Here is a 20,190-nt window from a genome sequence, read left to right on the forward strand (position 1 = left end):
AGCCCTCCAGCTCCTCGGGGTTGGCGGAGAGCCGGGTCCGGTAGTCCTGCTGGACCTGGCCGACGAATACGCCGGTGCGGCTGCCGCGCAGCGCCGAGGGGTCGAGCCCGGCGCGCTCCAGCGCCTCCCAGGAGGTCTCCAGGAGCAGGCGCTGCTGCGGGTCCATCGCCAGCGCCTCGCGCGGCGAGATGCCGAAGAACTCGGGGTCGAAGTCGGCAGCCTCGTGCAGGAAGCCGCCGCGCCGGGTGGTGGCGGTGCCGCGGTGCTCGGGGTCGGGGTGGTAGAGCGCCGCCAGGTCCCAGCCGCGGTCGGTGGGGAAGCCGGTGGTGCCGTCCCCGCCGGCCAGCACCAGCTCCCAGAGCTGCTCGGGAGTGCTGACACCGCCGGGGAACCGGCAGGCCATGCCGACCACCGCGATCGGGTCACCGGCGTCGGCCGCCGGGCCGTCGGCGGCGTACTCGGCACCCTCGCCGGTCAGCTCGGCGTGCAGGCGCTCGGCCAGCGCGGCCGGGGTGGGGTGGTCGAAGACGACGGTGGCGGGCAGCGTCAGGCCGGTGGCGGCGTTGAGCCGCCGACGCAGGTCCACGGCCATCAGCGAGTCGAACCCGGCCTCGCGCAGTGCCAGCGAGGGGCGCACCGCCGCGCTCTCGCTGTGGCCGAGCACGGCGGCCACCTGGGTGCGCACCAGTCGCAGCAGGTCCTCGGGGCGCCAGGCACCGGCGGGCCCGGCGGGAGCCGCGACGGGCATCGGCGCGGTGGGTGCCGCGGTCGCCGTCGGCGCGGTGGGGCGGGCCCGGTCGGGGAGCCAGTAGCGGGTGCGTTGGAAGGGGTAGGTGGGCAGCTCGGCCCTGGCACCCTCGCCCAGGAGCAGCGGCCAGGCGACCGGGACGCCCGCGGTGTGGGCCTGGGCGGCGGAGGTCAGGAAACGGTCCCAGCCGCCGTCGTCACGGCGCAGCGTGCCCGTGGCATCGGGCAGCGCGCTCGCCAGCACCGGATGCGGACTGCACTCGACGAACACGGCCTCGCCCAGCGAGGCCACCGCCTGCTCGAAGAGCACCGTACTGCGCAGATTCTCGTACCAGTAGGCGGCGTCGAGGGTGGTGGTGTCGATCCGGCCACCGGTGACCGAGGAGTGGAACGGAATACGGGACGGACGCGGGGCCACCGCAGCGAGAGCGTCGAGGACCTCCGCGCAGATCAGCTCCACCTGCGCCGAGTGCGAGGCATAGTCCACCGCGATCCGGCGCGGCTGCACACCCGCCACGGTCAGCGCCGCGAAGACCTCCTCGAGCGGGGCACTCGCACCCGCGATCACCGTGGCAGCCGGACCGTTGACCGCAGCAACCTCCACCCCGGTGCGCAGGAACGGCTCGACATCGGCACGCGGGAGCGCGACCGAGACCATGCCGCCACGGCCCGCGAGAGCACCGGCGATCGCCTTCGAGCGCAACGCCACCACCCGAGCGCCGTCCGCCAACGACAGGGCACCCGCCACACAGGCCGCCGCGATCTCACCCTGCGAATGACCCACCACCGCCGACGGCACCACACCAGCGGCCTCCCACACCGCCGCCAACGACACCATCACCGCCCACAACACCGGCTGCACCACATCCACGCGGCCCAACAACTCCGCGTCCCCCAGCACCTCCACCAACTCCCACTCCACGAACGGCGCCAACGCCGCCGCACACTCCCCCATCCGCGCCGCGAACACCGGCGAGGACACCAACAACTCCCGCCCCATCCCCACCCACTGCGACCCCTGACCCGGAAACACGAGCACCGGAGCAGCACTTCGACCCGCCGCCCCGGTGACGGTGCGCGCGTCCGCCTCCCCGGCGGCGAGCGCGGCCAGCGCGGCGGTCAACTGGGCGTGGTCCGCGACGACCTGGACGGCGCGGTACTCGAAGCCCGACCGCCGGGCGGCCAGCGCCCTGGCGACCTCGGCCAGGGGCAGCTCGGGGTGTGCGCCGAGGTGGGCCAGCAGCCCGGCCGCCTGGTCGCGCAGTGCCTGCCGGGTGCGTGCCGCGAGCACCACGGGCAGCACCGAAGGATCAGCCGAGGCGGCCAACTCGACCGGCTCGGGGGCCTGTTCGAGGATCACGTGGGCGTTGGTGCCGCTCACGCCGAAGGAGGAGACACCGGCCCGCCGGGCCCGACCGGTCGTCGGCCAGGCCGTCTGCTCGACGGCCAGCCGGACCTGGCCGGCGCTCCAGTCGACCTGGCTGGAGGGAGTGTCGACGTGCAGCGTGCGCGGGACGGCGCCGTGGCGCATCGCCAGCACCATCTTGATCACGCCACCGACCCCGGCCGCCGCCTGGGCATGCCCGAGGTTGGACTTCAACGACCCCAGCCACAGGGGCTGTTCCGGCGACCGGCCCTGCCCGTAGGTGGCCAGCAGCGCCTGCGCCTCGATCGGGTCGCCCAGCCGCGTCCCCGTCCCGTGCGCCTCCACCACGTCCACATCCGCCGTCGACAGCCCCGCGTTCGCCAGTGCGCGGCGGATGACCCGCTGCTGGGAGGGGCCGTTGGGCGCCGTCAGACCGTTGGACGCGCCGTCGGAGTTGACCGCCGAACCGCGCACCACCGCGAGCACCGGGTGACCGAGCCGCTCGGCGTCGGAGAGCCGCTCCAGCACCAGCAGACCCGCACCCTCCGCCCAGCCCGTGCCGTCGGCGCCGTCGGCGAAGGCCTTGCACCGCCCGTCGGCGGACAGGCCGCGCTGGCGGGAGAACTCCACGAAGATCTCCGGGGTCGCCATCACGGTGACGCCGCCGGCCAGTGCCAGCTCGCACTCCCCGGCGCGCAGCGCCTGCGCCGCCAGGTGCAGCGTCACCAGCGAGGAGGAGCAGGCCGTGTCCACGGTGACCGCGGGCCCCTCCAGGCCGAAGGTGTAGGCCAGGCGGCCCGAGGCCACGCTGGAGGCGCGGCCGGTGCCCAGGTGCCCGGCGAGGTCGGCGGGCGCGTCGAGCAGCGTGCCGTACTGCTGGGCGAAGGCGCCGACGAAGACGCCGGTCGCCGAGCCGCGCAGCGACCCCGCGTCGATGCCCGCCCGCTCCAGCGCCTCCCAGGCCACCTCCAGGAGCAGCCGCTGCTGCGGGTCCATCGCCAGCGCCTCGCGCGGCGCGATGCCGAAGAACTCCGCGTCGAAGTCGGCCGCCTCGGGCAGGAAACCGCCGAAGCGGGTGGCGCTGGTGTCGGTCCGCTCCGGGTCGGGGTCGGCCAGCCGGTCGAGGTCCCAGCCGCGGTCGGCCGGGAACTCGGCGACGGCGTCGACGCCGTCCCGCACCAGGGCCCACAGGTCCTCCGGGGAGGCGACCCCGCCGGGGAAGCGGCAGCCCATCGCGACGATCGCGATCGGCTCGTCCTGCGCCGCGGCGACCGGCGCGACGGCCTCAGGTGAGGGCGAGGACGAGGACGAGGGCGCGGCAGCGGGCGCGGGCGCGGCGGCCCCGAGCTCCGCGTCCAGCAGCTCGGCGACCGCCTGCGGAGTGGGGTGGTCGAAGACGGTGGTGGCGGGCAGCCGCAGGCCGGTCGCGGTGTCCAGCCGGTTGCGCAGCTCGACCGAGGTCAGCGAGTCGAAGCCCAGTGCGCGGAAGGGCCGTTCGGGGTCGAGCGCAGCGGCGTCGCGGTGGCCGAGCACCGCCGCGGTCAGGTCGAGCACCAGGTCGAGCAGCAACCGGCGGCGCTCGGCGGCGCCCAGGGCGGGCAGCCGCTCGGCGAGCGGTGCCCGGCCGCCGCCGGTCCGCCGGGCGGCGGGCGCGGGCCCGGCCAGCCGGCGCAGCAGCGGTGAGCGGGTGGCCAGTTCGGGCGCGAGCGGGTCGAGGGCGAGCGGCAGCAGCACGGCCTCGTCGCGCAGCAGGGCCGCGTCGAACAGCTCCAGCGCGTGCGCGGGGTCCAGCGGCAGGATGCCGGCGCGGGCCAGCCGGGCCCGGTCGGTCCCCGAGAGCGCCCCGGCCATCGAGCCGGCCGCCTCCCACAGCCCCCAGGCCAGCGAGCGGGCGGGCCGGCCCTGGGCGCGGCGCTGCTCGGCGAGCGCGTCCAGCGCGGCGTTGGCGGCGCCGTAGTGCGCCTGGCCGGGGTTGCCGAGGATGCCGGAGCCGGAGGAGTAGAGCACGAACTCGGCGAGGTCCAGCTCCCGGGTCAGCTCGTCCAGCAGGCGCGCGCCGTCCGCCTTGGGCGCCAGCACCTCGGCCAGCCGGCCCGGTGTCAGCGCGCCGACCGGGGCGTCGTCGACGACGCCGGCGGCGTGCACCACCGCGGTCAGCGGCCGGTCGACGGGGATGCCGGCCAGCAGCTCGGCGAGCGCCGCACGGTCGGTGACGTCGCAGGCGGCGACCTGCACGGTGGCGTCGAGGCCGCCCAGCTCCGGGCGCCGGGCGCCGCGTCCGGTCAGCAGCAGGTGCCGCACGCCGTGCCGGGCGACCAGGTGCCGGGCGAGCAGGGTGCCGAGCGCGCCGGTGCCGCCGGTGATCAGCACGGTGCCCTCGGGGTCGAGCGGCGCGGGCACGGTGAGCACCACCTTGCCGGTGTGCCGGGCCTGGCTGACGTGCCGGAAGGCGGCCGGCGCCCGGCGCACCTCCCAGCAGGCGAGCGGCAGCGGGGTGAGCGCGCCCGCCTCGAACAGGGCGAGCAGCTCGGTGAGCATCGCGCCGATCCGCTCGGGCGCCGTCGCGGTCAGGTCGAAGGAGCGGTACTCGACGCCGGGGTGCGCCCGGGCGACCTCGGCCGGGTCGCGCAGGTCGGTCTTGCCCATCTCGACGAACCGCCCGCCGCGCGGCAGCAGCCGCAGCGAGGCGTCGACGAACTCGCCGGCCAGCGCGTCGAGCACGAGGTCGACGCCGGGGGCGAAGCGCTGCTCGAACTCCAGGGTCCGCGAGGAGGCGATGCGCTCCGCCGGGACGCCCAGCGCCCGCACCACCGCCCACTTGGCCGGGCTCGCGGTGGCGTAGACGGTCGCGCCCAGGTGCTGGGCGAGCTGCACCGCGGCCATCCCGACGCCGCCCGCGGCGGCGTGCACCAGCACCGACCGGCCCGGGCGCAGGTCGCCCTCGGCGAGCAGGGCGTGGTGGGCGGTCAGGAAGGCGATCGGGACCGAGGCGGCGGTGGCGAAGGACCAGCCCTTCGGGACGGGCGCCAGCATCCGCGCGTCGGCGACCGCGGTCGGGCCGAACGCGCCGGGGACGATCCCGAACACCCGGTCGCCGACGGCCAGTCCGGTGACGCCGGGGCCGGTCTCGGTGACCACCCCGGCGGCCTCGTTGCCCATCTCGGCCGCGCCCGGGTAGACGTCCAGCGCGATCAGCACGTCCCGGAAGTTCAGCCCGGCGGCCCGCACCGCGATCCGCACCTCGCCCGCCGCGAGCGCGCGGTGCGCGACCGGCACCAGGGCCAGACCGTCCAGGCTGCCGCGCGGCGCGGCGTCCAGCCGCCAGGCGTCGGCGCCCGCCGGCAGGTCGAGCAGGTCCTCGTCGGTGACCCGGGCGAGCACCGGGACGAAGGCCGCCCCGTGCCGGATCGCCAGCTGCGGCTCGCCGCCGGCCAGGGCCCGGCCCAGCGCGGCGGCCGAGTCGGGGTGCCCGTCGAGGTCGACCAGGGTGAAGCGGCCCGGGTGCTCGGCCTGGACGGTGCGCAGCAGGCCCCAGACGGCCGCCGCGGCGGCGTCGACGGCCTGGCCGGCCGTGCCGGTCCGCACGGCGCCCTGGGTGGTGACGACCAGCGGGGTGGTGCCGGGCAGCGCGAGCCGGCGCTGGACCAGCTCCAGCGCCTCGGCGGGGGTCGCGCAGCGGACCACGTCGGCCGTGCCCTCGTCCGGCACCGCACCGGCACCGTCACCGTCGGCCGCCTGATCGCCGAGCGGCTGTGCGGTCCACTCGACGCGGTACAGCTCCGGGGCCTTGCGGGGCGTGCCGCGCAGGGTCAGCGAGCCCACCGAGGCGACCGGCGCGCCGGTCGCGTCCGCGAGGTCGAGCGCGACGGCCCGGTCGCCGGCGGCCGTCAGCCGCACCCGCAGCAGGTCGGCGCCGGGGGTGTGCAGCGTCACGTCCTGCCAGGAGAAGGGCAGTTGTCCCGCGGTGCGCTCGCCGAGCAGGCCGGCGGCGTGCAGCGCGCAGTCGAGCAGCGCCGGGTGCAGGCCGTAGCGGGCGGCCGGGGTCCCGGGATCCAGGACGGCCTCGGCGAACACCTCCTCGCCCCGGCGCCAGGCGCGGCGCAGCCCCTGGAAGGCGGGGCCGTAGCCGAACCCGGCGGCGGCCAGGCGCGGGTAGAGCGACTCGACGTCCAGCGCCTCGGCGCCGGCCGGCGGCCAGGCGGCCAGGTCCGCGACCGGCGGGCACTCGGCTGCCGGGGCCAGGGTGCCGCTGGCGTGCCGGGTCCACGGCCCCTCGCCGTGGCGCGCGTGCACGGTGAGCCGGCGCCGGCCGTCCTCCTCCGGCTCGGCCACCCACAGCTGCCAGGCGGCCGAGCCGCCCGGTGCGAGTACGAGGGGTGCCTCGACGACGAGTTCCGCCACCCGCGGGCAGCCGGTGCGGGTTCCCGCGTGCAGCGCCGCGTCCAGGAAGGCGGTGGCGGGCACCAGCACCTCGCCGGACACCACGTGGTCGGCGAGCCAGCCGGGGGCCGCGCCGGAGACCGTTCCACTGAGCAACAGTCCGCCCGCTGCGGGCAGTTCGGACTCCTGCGGGAGCAGTGGGTGGCCGCCGCGGGCCGGGCGCCCGGTCGGCGCCAGCCAGTAGTGCGCGCGCTGGAAGGCATAGGTGGGCAGGTCGGCGAGGGTGCCGTGCCCCAGCACGGCCTGCCAGTCCACCGCCCCGCCGCGGACGAAGAGTTCGCCGAGCGCCGCGTGGAGCGCGGCCACCGCGTCCTGGCCACGGCGCTGGGCGGCGATGCCGCCGGTCAGCGCGGTGAGGCTGCCGTCCGGGCCGACTTCGAGCAGGGTGGTGACCCCGGCCGCCCGGGCGGCGGCCAGCCCGTCCTGGAACAGCACGGCCTCGCGGGCGTGCCGGACCCAGTGCTCGGCGGTGCGCAGCAGTTCGGGGTCGGCGACCTCGCCGGTGCGGGTGGAGACCACGGTGCGCTGCGGCCGGTGGAGTTCGAGGGTGGCGAGCAGCGCCCGCAGGGGTTCCAGGGCGGGTTCGACCAGGGCGGAGTGGAAGGCGCGGTCGACCTCCAGCCGGCGGGAGCGGGGGAACTGCGCGGCGACGGCGAGGACGTCCTCCTCGGTGCCCGAGACCACCACGGAGTCGGGCCCGTTGACGGCCGCCAGGTCGGCCCGGCGCCCGGCCAGCAGCGGGCGGACCTCGGCCGGCGGAGCCGGCACGGCGACCATCGCGCCGGACTCCAGACGCTGCATCAGCCGGCCGCGTTCGACCACCACCCGGCAGGCGTCGGGCAGCGAGAAGACGCCCGCCAGGTGGGCGGCGGTCAGCTCGCCGAGCGAGTGGCCGAGCAGCAGATCGGCCACCACCCCCCAGGATTCGAGCAACCGGAAGAGCGCGACCTCGAAGGCGAACAGCGTGGGCTGGGCGTACTCGGTGCGCGCGAGCAGCGCCTGGTCGCCCGCGAAGACCAGCGCGCGCGGCGACCAGTCGACCAGCGCGTCCAGCTGCCCGCACACCGTATCGAAGGCCTCGGCGAAGACCGGGAAGCTCTCGTGCAGCCGACGGGCCGCGGCCACGCCCAGTGCCCCCTGACCGGCGAACACCACGCCCAGCGACAGCTCGCCGGCCGCCGCCGCGCCGCCGGCCACCCCGGCCGCGGCGCGGCCCTCGGCGAGGGCGTCGAGCCCCTCGGCGAGGTCCGCGTGGTCGGCGGCCAGCACCACGGCCCGGTACTCCAGGGCCGCCCGTCCGGTCGCCAGCGTCCGGGCGAGGTCGGCCAGCGGCACCTCGGCGTGCGGGAACTCCCGCAGCCGACGGGCCTGTTCGGCCAGCGCGCGGGCGCTGCGGGCGGACAGCGGGACCGGCACCGGGCCATCGGGCAGCGGCTCGGCGACGGGTTCCGCCGCGGCCACCGCCTCCAGCACCACGTGCGCGTTGGTCCCGCTCACCCCGAAGGCGGAGACGCCCGCGCGGCGCGGCTTCTCCCCCGCCGGCCACGGCACCGGGGCGGCGAGCAGCCGGACCTTTCCGGTCGACCAGTCGACGTTGGGCGTCGGCTGCTCGGCGTGCAGGCTGCGCGGCAGCACGCCGTGCCGCATCGCCATCACCATCTTGATCACTCCGCCGACGCCGGCGGCGGCCTGGGCGTGCCCGATGTTGGACTTCAACGAGCCGAGCCACAAAGGCTTCTGGCGGTCCTGCCCATAGGTGGCCAGCAGTGCCTGCGCCTCGATCGGGTCACCCAGCCGGGTGCCGGTGCCGTGCGCCTCCACCACGTCCACGTCCGCCGCCGACAGCCCGGCGTCCGCCAGCGCGTCACGGATCACCCGCTGCTGCGCCAGCCCGTTCGGCGCCGTCAGACCGTTGGAGGTCCCGTCCGAGTTGACCGCCGAGCCGCGCACCACCGCCAGCACCCGGTGCCCCAGCCGCTCGGCCACCGAGAGCCGCTCGACCAGCAGGACGCCGACGCCCTCGGACCAGATCGTGCCGTCGGCGGCTGCCGCGAACGGCTTGCAGCGGGCGTCCGCGGCCAGCCCCTGCTGCCGGGAGAACTCCACGAACGGCACCGGCGAGGCCATCACCGAGACCCCCGCGACCAGCGCCGCCGTGCACTCGCCGGAGCGCAGCGAGCGCCCGGCCAGGTGCAGGGCGACCAGCGAGGAGGAGCAGGCGGTGTCCACGGTGACGGCCGGCCCGGTCAGGCCCAGGAAGTACGCCAGCCGGCCGGAGACCACGCTGCCGCCGATGCCGGTCAGCACATACCCGTCGACCTCCTCCGGCGCGTGCCGCGGGTCGCCGCCGTACTCCTGGTGCGCGGCGCCGACGAAGACGCCGGTGCGGCTGCCGCGGATCGAGCGCGGGTCGATGCCGGCCCGCTCCAGCACCTCCCAGGAGGCCTCCAGGAGCAGCCGCTGCTGCGGGTCCATCGCCAGCGCCTCGCGCGGCGCGATGCCGAAGAAGGCGGCGTCGAACTCGGCGGCGTCGTGCAGGAAGCCGCCCTCGCGCACGTAGCTGGTGCCCGGACCGCCCGCGGGGTCGTGGATCCGCCCGGTGTCCCAGCCGCGGTCGGTCGGGAAGCCGGAGATCGCGTCCCCGCCGTCGGCGACCAGCTGCCACAGCTGCTCGGGCGAACCGACGCCGCCGGGGTAGCGGCAGCTCATGCCGACCACGGCGAGCGGTTCGTGCTCGGCCGCGGAGATCTCGCGGATCTCGCGGCGCAGCCGCTCGGTCTCCTTCAGGGAGGCGCGCAGGGCGGCGGCGACTCGGTCCTCAGCCATCGGTGTTCAGCTCCAGTGTCGGCGCGGGCTCAGCGGGAATCGCCGTCGAGAGCGGCGCGGACCAGGTCGTCGAGGTCCATGGTGTCGATGCCGCTCTCCGGCTCGCCGACGACGGGGTCGGTGGCGGGAGCGGTGCGGGGCGCGGTGGCGGAGCCGTCGTCCGCCAGGTCGAGCAGCCGGTCGAGCAGGCCCGCCTGCCGCAGCCGGGCGAGCGGCAGGGACGCCAGCACGGCGCGGATCCTGGCCTCCTCGCCGGTCGGCGGCTCGCCGCCCTGCCCGGCCTCCTGCCCGGCGTCGTCGAGCAGCTCCAGCAGGTGGGCGGTGAGCGCCTGGACGGAGGGCCGTTCGAAGACCACCGTGACGGGCAGCGTCACCCCGGTGCGGGCGTTGAGGGCGCCGCGCAGGTCGACGGCGGCGAGCGAGTCCATGCCGAGCTCGGAGAACGGCGTCTCCAGGCCGACGGTCCGCTCGCCCCGGTGGCCGAGTGCCCTGGCGACCTCGGCGCGGACCACCGAGCGCACCCGGGCGGCCCGTTGCGGGGCGCCGAGGGCGCGCAGTTCGCGCCGCAGCGTCTCCGACGCGCCGTCGGCGGCCTGGTCGGCGGCCCCCTCGGCCGGATCGTCGGGCTGGTGGGCCGGCCTGCCGAGGGCGGCCAGCAGGGGCGCGGGGCGGGCGGCGGTGAAGGCGGGCAGGAACCGGTCCCAGTCCACGTCGGCGACGGTCACCTCGGCCCCGGTGCCCTCCACGGCCGCGCGCAGCGCCCGCAGTGCGGCCTCCGGGGCGAGCGCGCGCAGGCCGCGCCGGGCCAGGTGGTCGGCCTGGTCCCCCTCCTCGGCCATGCCCGGTGCGTCCCAGGGACCCCAGGCGATGGAGACCGCGTGCACACCGGCGGCGCGGCGCAGCCGGGCCAGGCCGTCGAGGAAGGCGTTGGCGGCGGCGTAGGCGCACTGGCCGCCGGCGCCCCAGACGCCGGAGATCGAGGAGAAGAGGACGAAGGCGTCGAGTTCGTCGTCGTCGAAGAGCTGGTCCAGGTGGACCGCGCCGATCACCTTGGCGGCGGTGATCTCGGCGAACCGCGCGAGGTCGAGTTCGGCGATCGGCGTGCGCTGGGAGAGTCCGGCCGCGTGCACGACGGTACGGAAGACCGCACCGCGCTCCCGCGCGTCGGTGATGACCGCCTCCAGTGCCTCCCGGTCGGTCACGTCGCAGCCGACCACCTCGGCCTGTGCGCCCAACTCGGCCAGCTCGGCGACCAGTTCGGCGGCTCCGGCGGCCTCGGGGCCGGACCGGCCGAGCAGCACCAGGCGTTCGGTGCCGTGCCGCGCCAGCCAGCGGGCGACCTGCGCACCGAGCCCGCCGGTGCCGCCGGTGATCAGCGCGGTGCCGCGCGGCTGCCAGCTGCCGGCCGAGCGGGCCCGCGGTGCGCGCACGATCCGGCGCCCGTGGACGCCGTCCGCCCGGATCGCCACCTGGTCCTCGGCCGCGCCCAGGACGGCGGCGAACCGCTCGCCGGCCGTCTCGTCGAAGACCGCGGGCAGGTCCACCAGGCCGCCCCAGCGCGCCGGGTGCTCCAGGGCCGCGACGCGGCCCAGCGCCCAGACGCCGCTGTGCTCCACCGCGTCCAGCGCCTCCTCGCCGACCGCGACCGCGCCGCGGGTGCCGAGCCAGAGCGGTGCCGCGAGCTCCGCGTCGCCCAGTGCCTGGACGAGCAGGTGGGTGAGCGCCCCGCCGACGGCCAGCCCCGGGTGGCCGGGGTGCAGCGCGACGTCGAGTGCCAGCAGCGAGAACACCCCGTCCAGGGGCGGAAGTTCGCGCAGCCGTTCGGCGATCGGGGCCCGGTCGTCGGCCGCCGAGAGGAAGAGCTCCACGGTGTCCGCGCCGAGCCGGGCGGCGCAGGCCCGCACCAGCTCGTGCTCCTCGAAGCCGGCCGGGGCGACCAGCAGCCAGCGACCGGCCGGGGCCGGGGCGGCGAGATCGTCGAGCCGCTGCCAGTCGACCTGGTAGTGCGTCGGATCCTCGACCTCGGCACCCTCCGGGCCGGTGGGCAGCCAGTAGTGCTCCCGCTGGAAGGCGTAGGTGGGCAGATCGGCGAGCCTGCCCTGGCCCAGCACCGCACGCCAGTCGATCTCGGCGCCCCGGACGTGGAGTTCGGCCACCGCCGCGAGCAGCGCCGTCACCCCGTCCCGCTCCCGGCGCTGCGCCGCGACACCGCCGGTCAGCGCCGACAGCGACCCGTCCGGCCCCACCTCCAGGAACACCTCGGCGCCCGCCGCTCGACCCGCCTGCAGCGCGTCGCCGAACAGCACCGCCTCCCGCGCGTGCCGCACCCAGTACTCCGGCGTGCACAGCAGCTCCGCGTCCGCCACCTCACCGGTCAGCCCCGAGACCACCGTGCGCGTCGGAGGCCGGAACTCCACCGCCTCCAGCACCGCCCGCAGCGGCCCCACCACCGGCTCCACCAGCGGCGAGTGGAAGGCCCGCTGCACCGCCAGGCGACGCGAGCGGTCGAACTGCGCCGCCACCGCCAGCACATCGGCCTCGGCACCCGAAACCACCACCGAGGAAGGCCCGTTCACCGCCGCCACCGACACCCGGCGACCCGCGAGCCGGGGCAGCACGTCCGCCACCGGCACCGGCAGCGCCACCATCGCCCCCGGCTCCATCCCCTCCATCAGCCGGCCGCGCTCCACCACCACCCGGCAGGCATCGGCGAGCGAGAACACCCCGGCCAGCTGCGCCGCCACCAGCTCCCCGAGCGAATGCCCCAGCATCACACCGGCCGACACGCCCCAGGACTCCAGCAACCGGAACAGCGCCACCTCGAAGGCGAACAGCGCCGGCTGCGCCACCTCCGTGCGCTCCAGCCCCTCCCCCGAGAACACCACCGCTCGCAGCGACCAGTCCACCAGGCCGTCCACCACCGCGCACACCTCGTCGAACGCCGCCGCGAAGACCGGATACGCCGCGCACAACTCCCGTGCCGCGCCCAGCCCCGACGACCCCTGCCCGGCGAACACCACACCCACCGACAGCCCGCCGGTGGCCGCCCGGCGGCCCGCCACCTCGGCCAGGCCGGCCAGCAGCTCCTCGTGCCCGGCGGCCACCAGTGCCGCGCGGTACTCGAAGCCGGTCCGGGAGGTGGCCAGCGTCCAGGCGGCGTCGCGCGGGTCCAGCCCGTCGGCGACGGCCGCCCGCAGCCGCCGGGCCTGCGCGGCCAGCGCCTGCGGGGTGCGCGCCGACAGCAGCACCGGCACCGGGCCCTGCGTCCGCGGCCCGGCCACGGACGGCGGTTCGACGACGGGCGCGGGGACCGCCTCCAGCACCACGTGGGCGTTGGTCCCGCTCACCCCGAAGGCGGAGACGCCCGCGCGGCGCGGTCGCTCCCCCGCCGGCCAGGGCACCGCGGCGGTCAGCAGCCGGACGTCACCGGTCGACCAGTCGACGTGCGGGGTCGGCTGCTCGGCGTGCAGGGTGCGCGGCAGCACGCCGTGCCGCATCGCCAGTACCGTCTTGATCACCCCGGCCACACCGGCGGCGGCCTGGGTGTGGCCGATGTTGGACTTCAACGAGCCGAGCCAGAGCGGCGCTTCGGCCGAGCGGCCCTGGCCGTAGGTGGCCAGCAGGGCGTCCGCCTCGATCGGGTCGCCCAGCCGGGTGCCCGTGCCGTGCGCCTCCACCAGGTCCACGTCCGCCGCCGACAGACCCGCGTTCGCCAGCGCCGCCCGGATCACCCGCTGCTGCGCCAGCCCGTTCGGCGCCGTCAGGCCGTTGGACGCGCCGTCGGAGTTGACCGCCGAACCGCGCAGCAGGGCGAGCACCGGGTGGCCGAGCCGCTCGGCGTCGGAGAGCCGCTCCAGCACCAGCATGCCCGCGCCCTCCGCCCAGCTGGTGCCGTCCGCCTCGGCGGCGAACGCCTTGCACCGGCCGTCGACCGCCAGCCCCTGCTGGCGGGCGAACTCCACGAAGACACCGGGGTTGGCCATCACCGTCGCACCGCCGGCCAGCGCGAGCGAGCACTCGCCGAGGGTCAGCGACTGCGCCGCCAGGTGGAGCGCGACCAGCGAGGACGAGCAGGCGGTGTCCACGGTGATCGCCGGGCCCTGGAGGTCCAGGGCGTAGGCGATCCGCCCCGAGGCCACCGCGCTGATCGTCCCGGTGAGCAGGTGGCCCTCCTGGGCGGCGGTGGACTCGTGCAGCCGCGGCCCGTAGTCCTGGGCCACCGCGCCCGCGAAAACGCCGATCCGGGCGCCCCGGACGGTGACCGGGTCGATCCCGGCACGCTCCAGCGCCTCCCAGGAGGTCTCCAGGAGCAGCCGCTGCTGCGGGTCCATGGCCAGCGCCTCGCGCGGCGAGATCCCGAAGAAGCCGGCGTCGAACCAGCCCGCGTCGTGCAGGAAGCCGCCCTGACGCACCGCCTGGGGCAGCCGTGCCAGGTCCCAGCCGCGGTCGGTCGGCAGCCCGCTGATCGCCTCGCCGCCGCGCTCGACCAGCTCCCACAGGCCCTCGGGGGTGTCCACGCCGCCGGGGAACCGGCAGGCCATCGCGACGATCGCGATCGGATCGTCCAGCGCCACCCGGCCACCGCCGGCGGCCCCGCCCCCGACCCCGGCCGGCTCGGCGTCGGTGCCGGCCGTCCGGTCGGCGAGGTAGCGGGCGAGTGCACCGGCGGTCGGGTGGCTGAAGACGGCCGTGACGGGGATCGCCGCCCCCGTGGCCGTGCTCAGCCGGTTGCGCAGTTCGAGCGCGGTGAGCGAGTCGAGCCCGATCTCCTTGAACGCGCGGTCCACCGCCACCTGTTCGCCGTCGGCCAGGCCGAGAACGTCGGCGAGCTGGGTGCGGACCAGGGCGAGCAGGTCCTTGGGGGTGACCGCCCGCTCGGGGGCCAGGGCCGGGGCCAGGACCGGAGCAGCCGCCGCGGTGCGGGCGGTGCCGTCCCCGGCGGGCAGCCAGTAGCGGCGGCGCTGGAAGGCGTAGCCGGGCAGCTCGACGCGGGTGCCGCCGCTGCCCAGCACGGCCGCCCAGTCGAGCGCGACGCCCTTGGTGTGCAGGGTGGCCAGCGCGGCCAGGAAGCGGCGCAGGCCGCCCTGGTCGCGACGGAGCGTGCCGGTGACGACGGCGTCGGCCCCGGCCTGCTCCGCGATCGCCGCCACCACCGGGGTGAGCACCGGGTGCGGGCCGATCTCCACGAAGACCTGGTGGCCCTCGTGCACCAGCAGCGCGGTGGCGTCGGCGAAGCAGACGGTGTCGCGCAGGTTGCGGTACCAGTACGCCGCGTCCAGGGTGGCGGTGTCCACCGGGCCGACGGTGACGCTGGAGTAGAACGGGAGCTCGGTGGACCGGGGCCGCAGCCCGGCGAGTTCGTCGAACAGGGGCTCGCGCAGCACCTCCACCGCGGGGCAGTGCGAGGCGAAGGCGGCCGGAATGCGCCGGGCCTTGACCCCCTCCGCGGTGAGTTCGGCGATCAGCTCGTCCAGGGCGGTCTCCTCGCCGGAGACGGCGACCGAGCCGGGGCCGTTGACCACCGACAGCCACAGCCGCCCGGCCCAGCGCTCCAGCCTGGGCCGCAGCTCCTCGGCGGACAGGGCCACGCTCGCCATCCCGCCGTCGGTCAGGTGCGCGACGGCGAGCCGGCTGCGCACCACGCTCACCCGGGCCGCGTCCGCCAGCGAGAGCGCGCCGGCCACGCAGGCGGCGGCGATCTCGCCCTGCGAGTGGCCGACCACCGCGGCCGGCTCGACCCCGTAGGAGCGCCAGAGCGCGGCCAGCGAGACCGCGATGGAGAACAGCACGGGCTGGACGACCTCGGTGTCGGTCAGCGGCGGGGTGCCGGGCCGGGCGTGCAGCACGTCGAACAGGTCCCAGTCGACCAGCGGGCGCAGCGCCTGCGCGCACTCGGTCATCCGCGCCCGGAACACCGGTGCGTCCGCCAGGAGTTCGACGGCCATGCCCTGCCACTGGCCGCCCTGGCCGGAGAAGACGAAGACCGTGCCGGAGCGGGGCCTGGCCTCGCCGGTCACCACGTGATCCGGGGTCCGGCCCGCGGCGAGCGCGGTCAGCCCGGCGAGCAACTGGTCGCGGTCGGCGGCGATCACGGCGGCGCGCCGCTCCAGCGCGGTGCGCGCGGTGGCGAGGGTGCGGGCCAGGTCGGGGAGGGGGACGGACTCCCGGTGGCCGGGCTCCTCGAGGTGGCCGAGCAGCCGGTCGGCCTGGGCGCGCAGCGCGTCGTCGGTGTGGCCGGAGAGCACGAAGGGGCGCGGGCCCGGCGCGTCGTCGTGGCTCGCCGGGGCGGGCGCGAGCGGGGCGGGCGCGGGCGGGGCAGGCGCGGGCGGGGCGGGCGCGGGCGGGGCCTCCTCGATGATGACGTGCGCGTTGGTGCCGCTGATGCCGAAGGAGGAGACGCCGGCCCGGCGCGGCCGGTCGCCCGCCGGCCAGGGGCGCGCCTCGGTGAGCAGCTCGGCCGGTCCGCGCGCCCAGTCCACCTGCGGGCTCGGCGCGTCCACGTGCAGGGTGCGCGGCAGCAGGTGGGCCCGCAGCGCGGTGACCATCTTGATCACGCCCGCGACACCGGCCGCGGCCTGGGTGTGGCCGATGTTGGACTTCAGCGAGCCGATCAGCAGCGGCGCCCGACGCCCGGCGCCGTAGGCGTCCAGCAGTGCGGCGGCCTCGATCGGGTCGCCGAGGGCGGTGCCCGTGCCGTGCGCCTCCACCGCGTCCACCTCGGACGGTTCGAGGGCGGCGTCGGCCAGCGCCTGGCGGATCAGCTCGCGCTGCGCGGTGCCGCTCGGCGCGGTGAGGCCGTTGGAGGCGCCGTCGGAGTTGACGGCGCTGCCGCGGACCACCGCGAGCACCGGGTGGCCGTGCCGCCGGGCGTCGGAGAGCCGCTCGACCAGGAGCATCGCGACGCCCTCGGCCAGCCCCGTGCCGTCCGCCGCCGCGGCGAACGCCTTGCAGCGGCCGTCGGCGGCCAGGCCCCGCTGCCGGGAGAACTCGATGAAGATCTCGGGGGTCGACAGCACGGTGACCCCGCCGGCCAGCGCCATGGCGCACTCGCCGCCGCGCACCGCGCGCACCGCGAGGTGCAGGGCCACCAGCGAGGAGGAGCAGGCGGTGTCCATCGCGACGGTGGGGCCGTTCAGGCCGAAGGTGTAGGAGATCCGGCCGGCGTTGACGCTCGCCGAGTTGCCGGTGAGCAGGAACCCTTCGACGCCGTCGGCGGGTTCGTTCCACCGGGGGCCGTAGCGCTGGTCCATCACGCCGACGAAGACGCCGGTGCGGCTGCCGCGCAGGGTCGCGGTGTCGATCCCGGCGCGCTCGAACACCTCCCAGGAGGCCTCCAGGAGCAGGCGCTGCTGCGGGTCCATGGCCAGCGCCTCGCGCGGCGAGATGCCGAACAGCGCGGCGTCGAAATCGGCGGCGTCGGCGAGGAACCCGCCCTTGTCGGTGGTGGAGCGGCCGAGCTGCTCGGGGTCGGGGTCGTGCAGCCGTGCCACGTCCCAGCCGCGGTCGGCGGGGAAGTCGCCGATGGCGTCGCCGCCGTCGGCCAGCAGCTGCCACAGGTCCTCCGGGGAGCGGACCTCGCCGGGCAGCCGGCAGCTCATCGCGACGATGACGACCGGGTCCTCGGCATCGGCGGGCCGCTCCCCGGCGCGGTGCTCACAAGGCGCGGGGTGCCCGGCCGCGCCGCCGGTCAGCTCGGCGACCAGACGGGCCGCCAGTTCCCGGGCGGTGGGGTGGTCGTAGAGCAGCCCAGCAGGCACCGGCAGGCCGGTGGCGGCAGCAAGCCGCCCGGCGGTCTCGGTCGCCGCGGCGGAGTCCACCCCGAGGTCGCGGAAGATGCGGTCGACGGGCACGGCGGCGGGGCCGTCGTGGCCCAGCGCGGCGGCGACGGCGGAGCGCACCAGGTGCTCGGCCAGCCGCCGGCCCTCCGCCACCGGGAGGCCGGCCAGGCGCCCGGCGAAGCCGGTCACCGGCGGCTGGGCGGCGGCCGCGTCGACGGGGTCGGCGGGGTCGGCGGCAGGCAGGGCCAGGGGCTCGGCCGGCTGCCCGGTCAGCCAGTACGGGCGCCGCTGGAAGGCGTACCCCGGCAGCGGCACGGTGACCGCGCCGCTGCCCGCCCACACGGCCGCCCAGTCGACCTCGACCCCGTGGCTCCAGGCCGCGCCCAGCGCCGCGCGGAACCGCGCCGGGCCGCCCTCGTCGCGCCGCAGCGTGGCCAGCGCCACCGCCTGGTGCCCGCTCAGTTGGGCCGTCTGCTGCAGCGGGACGGTCAGCACCGGGCGGGCGCTCACCTCGATGAAGGCGTCGATCCCGTCGGCCAGCGCGGCGGCGCTCGCCTGCTGGAACAGCACGGGCTCGCGCAGATTGCGGTACCAGTACCCGGCGTCCAGCCCGGCCGTGTCGTGCAGCGCGCCGGTCAGCGCCGAGTAGAACGGCAACGTCCCCGCCCGGGGCGACAGTTCGCCGAGCCCCTCGGCCAGCGCCGCGTCCAGCGGCTCCACCAGCGGCGAGTGCGAGGCGTAGCCGACCGGGATCCGCCGGGCGTCCACGCCCTCGGCCGTCAGCGCCTCGACCAGCTCGGTCACCGCGTCGGTCAGGCCGGAGACCACCACCGTGCCGGGGCCGTTGACCACCGACAGCCACAGCCGCCCGGCCCAGCGGGCCAGCCGCGGGCTCAGCTGCTCGGCGGACATCGGCACCGAGGCCATCGCGCCGTCGGTGCGCAGTTCGGCGATCAGCCGGCTGCGCACGGCCACCACCTTGGCCGCCTCCTCCAGCGAGAGCGCGCCGGCCACGTGGGCGGCGGCGATCTCGCCCTGCGAATGGCCGATCACCGCGACGGGTTCGACGCCGTGCGCGCGCCACAGCGCGGCCAGCGACACCATCACGGCGAACAGCACCGGCTGGACGACCTCGACCCGTTCGAGGTCGGGCGCGCCGGGCTCGCCGCGCAGCACCGCGAGCACGTCGAAGTCCGTCCAGGGCGCGAGGGCCCGCGCGCAGCGCTCCATCGCGGAACGGAAGTCCGGGGCGGTGTCGAGCAGGTCCACGGCCATCCCCGGCCACTGGCTGCCCTGGCCCGGGAAGACGAAGGCGACGCGCCGCGGCGCGGGCGCCGTAGCGGTGAGCACGGCGGCGCTCTGCTCGCCGGCCGCCAGCGCGTCCAGCCCGGCGAGCAGACCCGCCGGGTCCGCCGCGGCGATCACCGCCCGGTGCTCGAAGGCGGTGCGGGTGGTGGCCAGGCTCAGGCCGAGGTCGCCGGTGCGCAGCTGCTCCTGGGCGCGGACGTGGGCGGCCAGCCGGGCTGCCTGGGCGGCCAGGGCCTCGGCGGTACGGCCGGACACGAGCCACGGTCCGCCGGCGGGCGCCGGGGCGGTCGGCGCTGCGGAGAGCGGCGCGGTGGCAGCCGGTGTTGCGGCGGCAGGCGCGGTGGCGGCCGGCACTGGGGGGGCCGGCGTTGCGGCGGCAGGCGCGGTGGCGGCCGGTGTTGCGGCGGCGAGGACCAGGTGGCAGTTGGTCCCGCCCAGTCCGAAGGCGCTCACCGCGGCCGTGCGGCGGCCTTCGCCGGTCCACGGCTCGGCGCGGGTGACCACCCGCAGGTTCAGCTCGTCGAGCGGGATCGCCGGGCTGGGGGTGGCGAAGTTGAGGGCGGCGGGCCGCACCGCGTGCTCCACGCTGAGCACGGCCTTGATGAACCCCGTGATCCCGGCCGCGCCTTCGAGGTGGCCAAGGTTGGTCTTGACCGAGCCGACCGGCAGCGGCCTCGCCCGTCTGCCGTACACCGCACCGAGCGCCGCCGCCTCCGTCCGGTCGCCGACGGCCGTGCCGGTGCCGTGCAGCTCGACGTAGCCCACGGCGTCGGGGTCGGTCCCGGCCGCGGTCAGCGCCGCGCGCACCACCTCCTGCTGCGCCTGCGCGCTGGGTGCCGTCAGATGGGCGCCGCCGCCGTCGTTGTTGACGGCGCTGCCGAGGATCACCGCCCGCACCGGGTCGCCCTCGGCCAGCGCGTCGGCCAGCGGCTTGAGCACCACGACGCCGCCGCCCTCGCCGCGCACGAAGCCGTTGGCGCGGGCGTCGAAGGTGTAGCAGACGCCGTCCGGCGAGAGGCCGCCGAACGCCTCGGCCCGGGCTGCCGACTCCACCGCGAGGTTCAGCTGCACCCCGCCGGCCAGCGCCACCCGCGACTCGCCGCGCCGCAGGCTCTCGCAGGCCAGGTGCACCGCGACCAGCGACGAGGACTGCCCCGAGTCGACGGTCAGGCTCGGGCCGCGCAGGCCGAGCGCGTAGGAGACCCGGTTGGCGATCATGGCGCGCTGCACCCCGGCCATCGCGTGGCCGCTGACCGCGCCGGCGCGGGCGGCGAGCAGCGCGGCGTAGTCGTCGGCGATCGCGCCGATCAGCACGCCGGTCCGGCCGCCGCGCAGGGCGGCCGGGGTGATCCGGGCGTCCTCCAGCGCCTCCCAGGCGAGTTCGAGCGCGAGGCGCTGCTGCGGGTCCAGCACGGCCGCCGCGTTGGGCGCGATGCCGAAGAAGTCGGCGTCGAACCCGGCGACGTCGGCCAGGAAGCCGCCCCGGCGGGCGCCCGCGGGCACCTCCCCGGTGCCGGTGCGATGGGCGGCGCCGAGCCGGTCGGCCGGGATCGGCCCGACCGCGCCGCGGCCCTCGGCGAGCAGCTGCCAGAAGGCCTCGGCCGTGGCCGCGCCCGGCAGCCGACAGGACAGGCCGATCACGGCGACGGGCTGGGCGGTGGGGCTCGATCCGGCGTCAGACACGCGTAGTCACACCTCGCTTGGCACTGTTCGCTGCTGGGAACT

2 protein-coding genes and 4 pseudogenes (1 of these 6 only partly in view) are annotated in these 20,190 nt (G+C 77.1%); all 6 read right to left on the bottom strand.

Translation table 11 applies throughout. The features are described 5' to 3' along the window. Positions 1-9,379: the 5' portion of an SDR family NAD(P)-dependent oxidoreductase gene (locus OG294_RS07360; RefSeq protein ID WP_327065609.1), read on the bottom strand. It extends 5,744 nt beyond the left edge of the window; only the first 9,379 of its 15,123 coding nucleotides appear in the window; it begins with the start codon at positions 9,377-9,379; its stop codon lies beyond the left edge, outside the window. 29 nt (positions 9,380-9,408) lie between these two features. Beyond that, a complete protein-coding gene (locus OG294_RS41025) occupies positions 9,409-10,218 on the bottom strand; it encodes a beta-ketoacyl reductase (RefSeq protein ID WP_442789315.1) in 810 nt (269 codons plus the stop codon). Positions 10,219-10,239: 21 nt separating this feature from the next. Further along, positions 10,240-11,490, bottom strand: a pseudogene (locus OG294_RS41030) (beta-ketoacyl reductase); the annotation flags it as partial. A gap of 6 nt (positions 11,491-11,496) precedes the next feature. Beyond that, positions 11,497-14,169, bottom strand: a pseudogene (locus OG294_RS41035) (type I polyketide synthase); the annotation flags it as partial. Between the two features lie 297 nt (positions 14,170-14,466). Next, positions 14,467-18,582 (bottom strand): annotated as a pseudogene (locus OG294_RS41040) (acyltransferase domain-containing protein); the annotation flags it as partial. Then, positions 18,562-20,106 (bottom strand): annotated as a pseudogene (locus tag OG294_RS41045) (polyketide synthase); the annotation flags it as partial. The pseudogenes OG294_RS41045 and OG294_RS41040, both read right to left, overlap by 21 nt. Between the last annotated feature and the right edge of the window lie 84 nt (positions 20,107-20,190).

It is taken from the genome of Kitasatospora sp. NBC_01302, from assembly GCF_035976515.1.
GTDB lineage: Bacteria > Actinomycetota > Actinomycetes > Streptomycetales > Streptomycetaceae > Kitasatospora.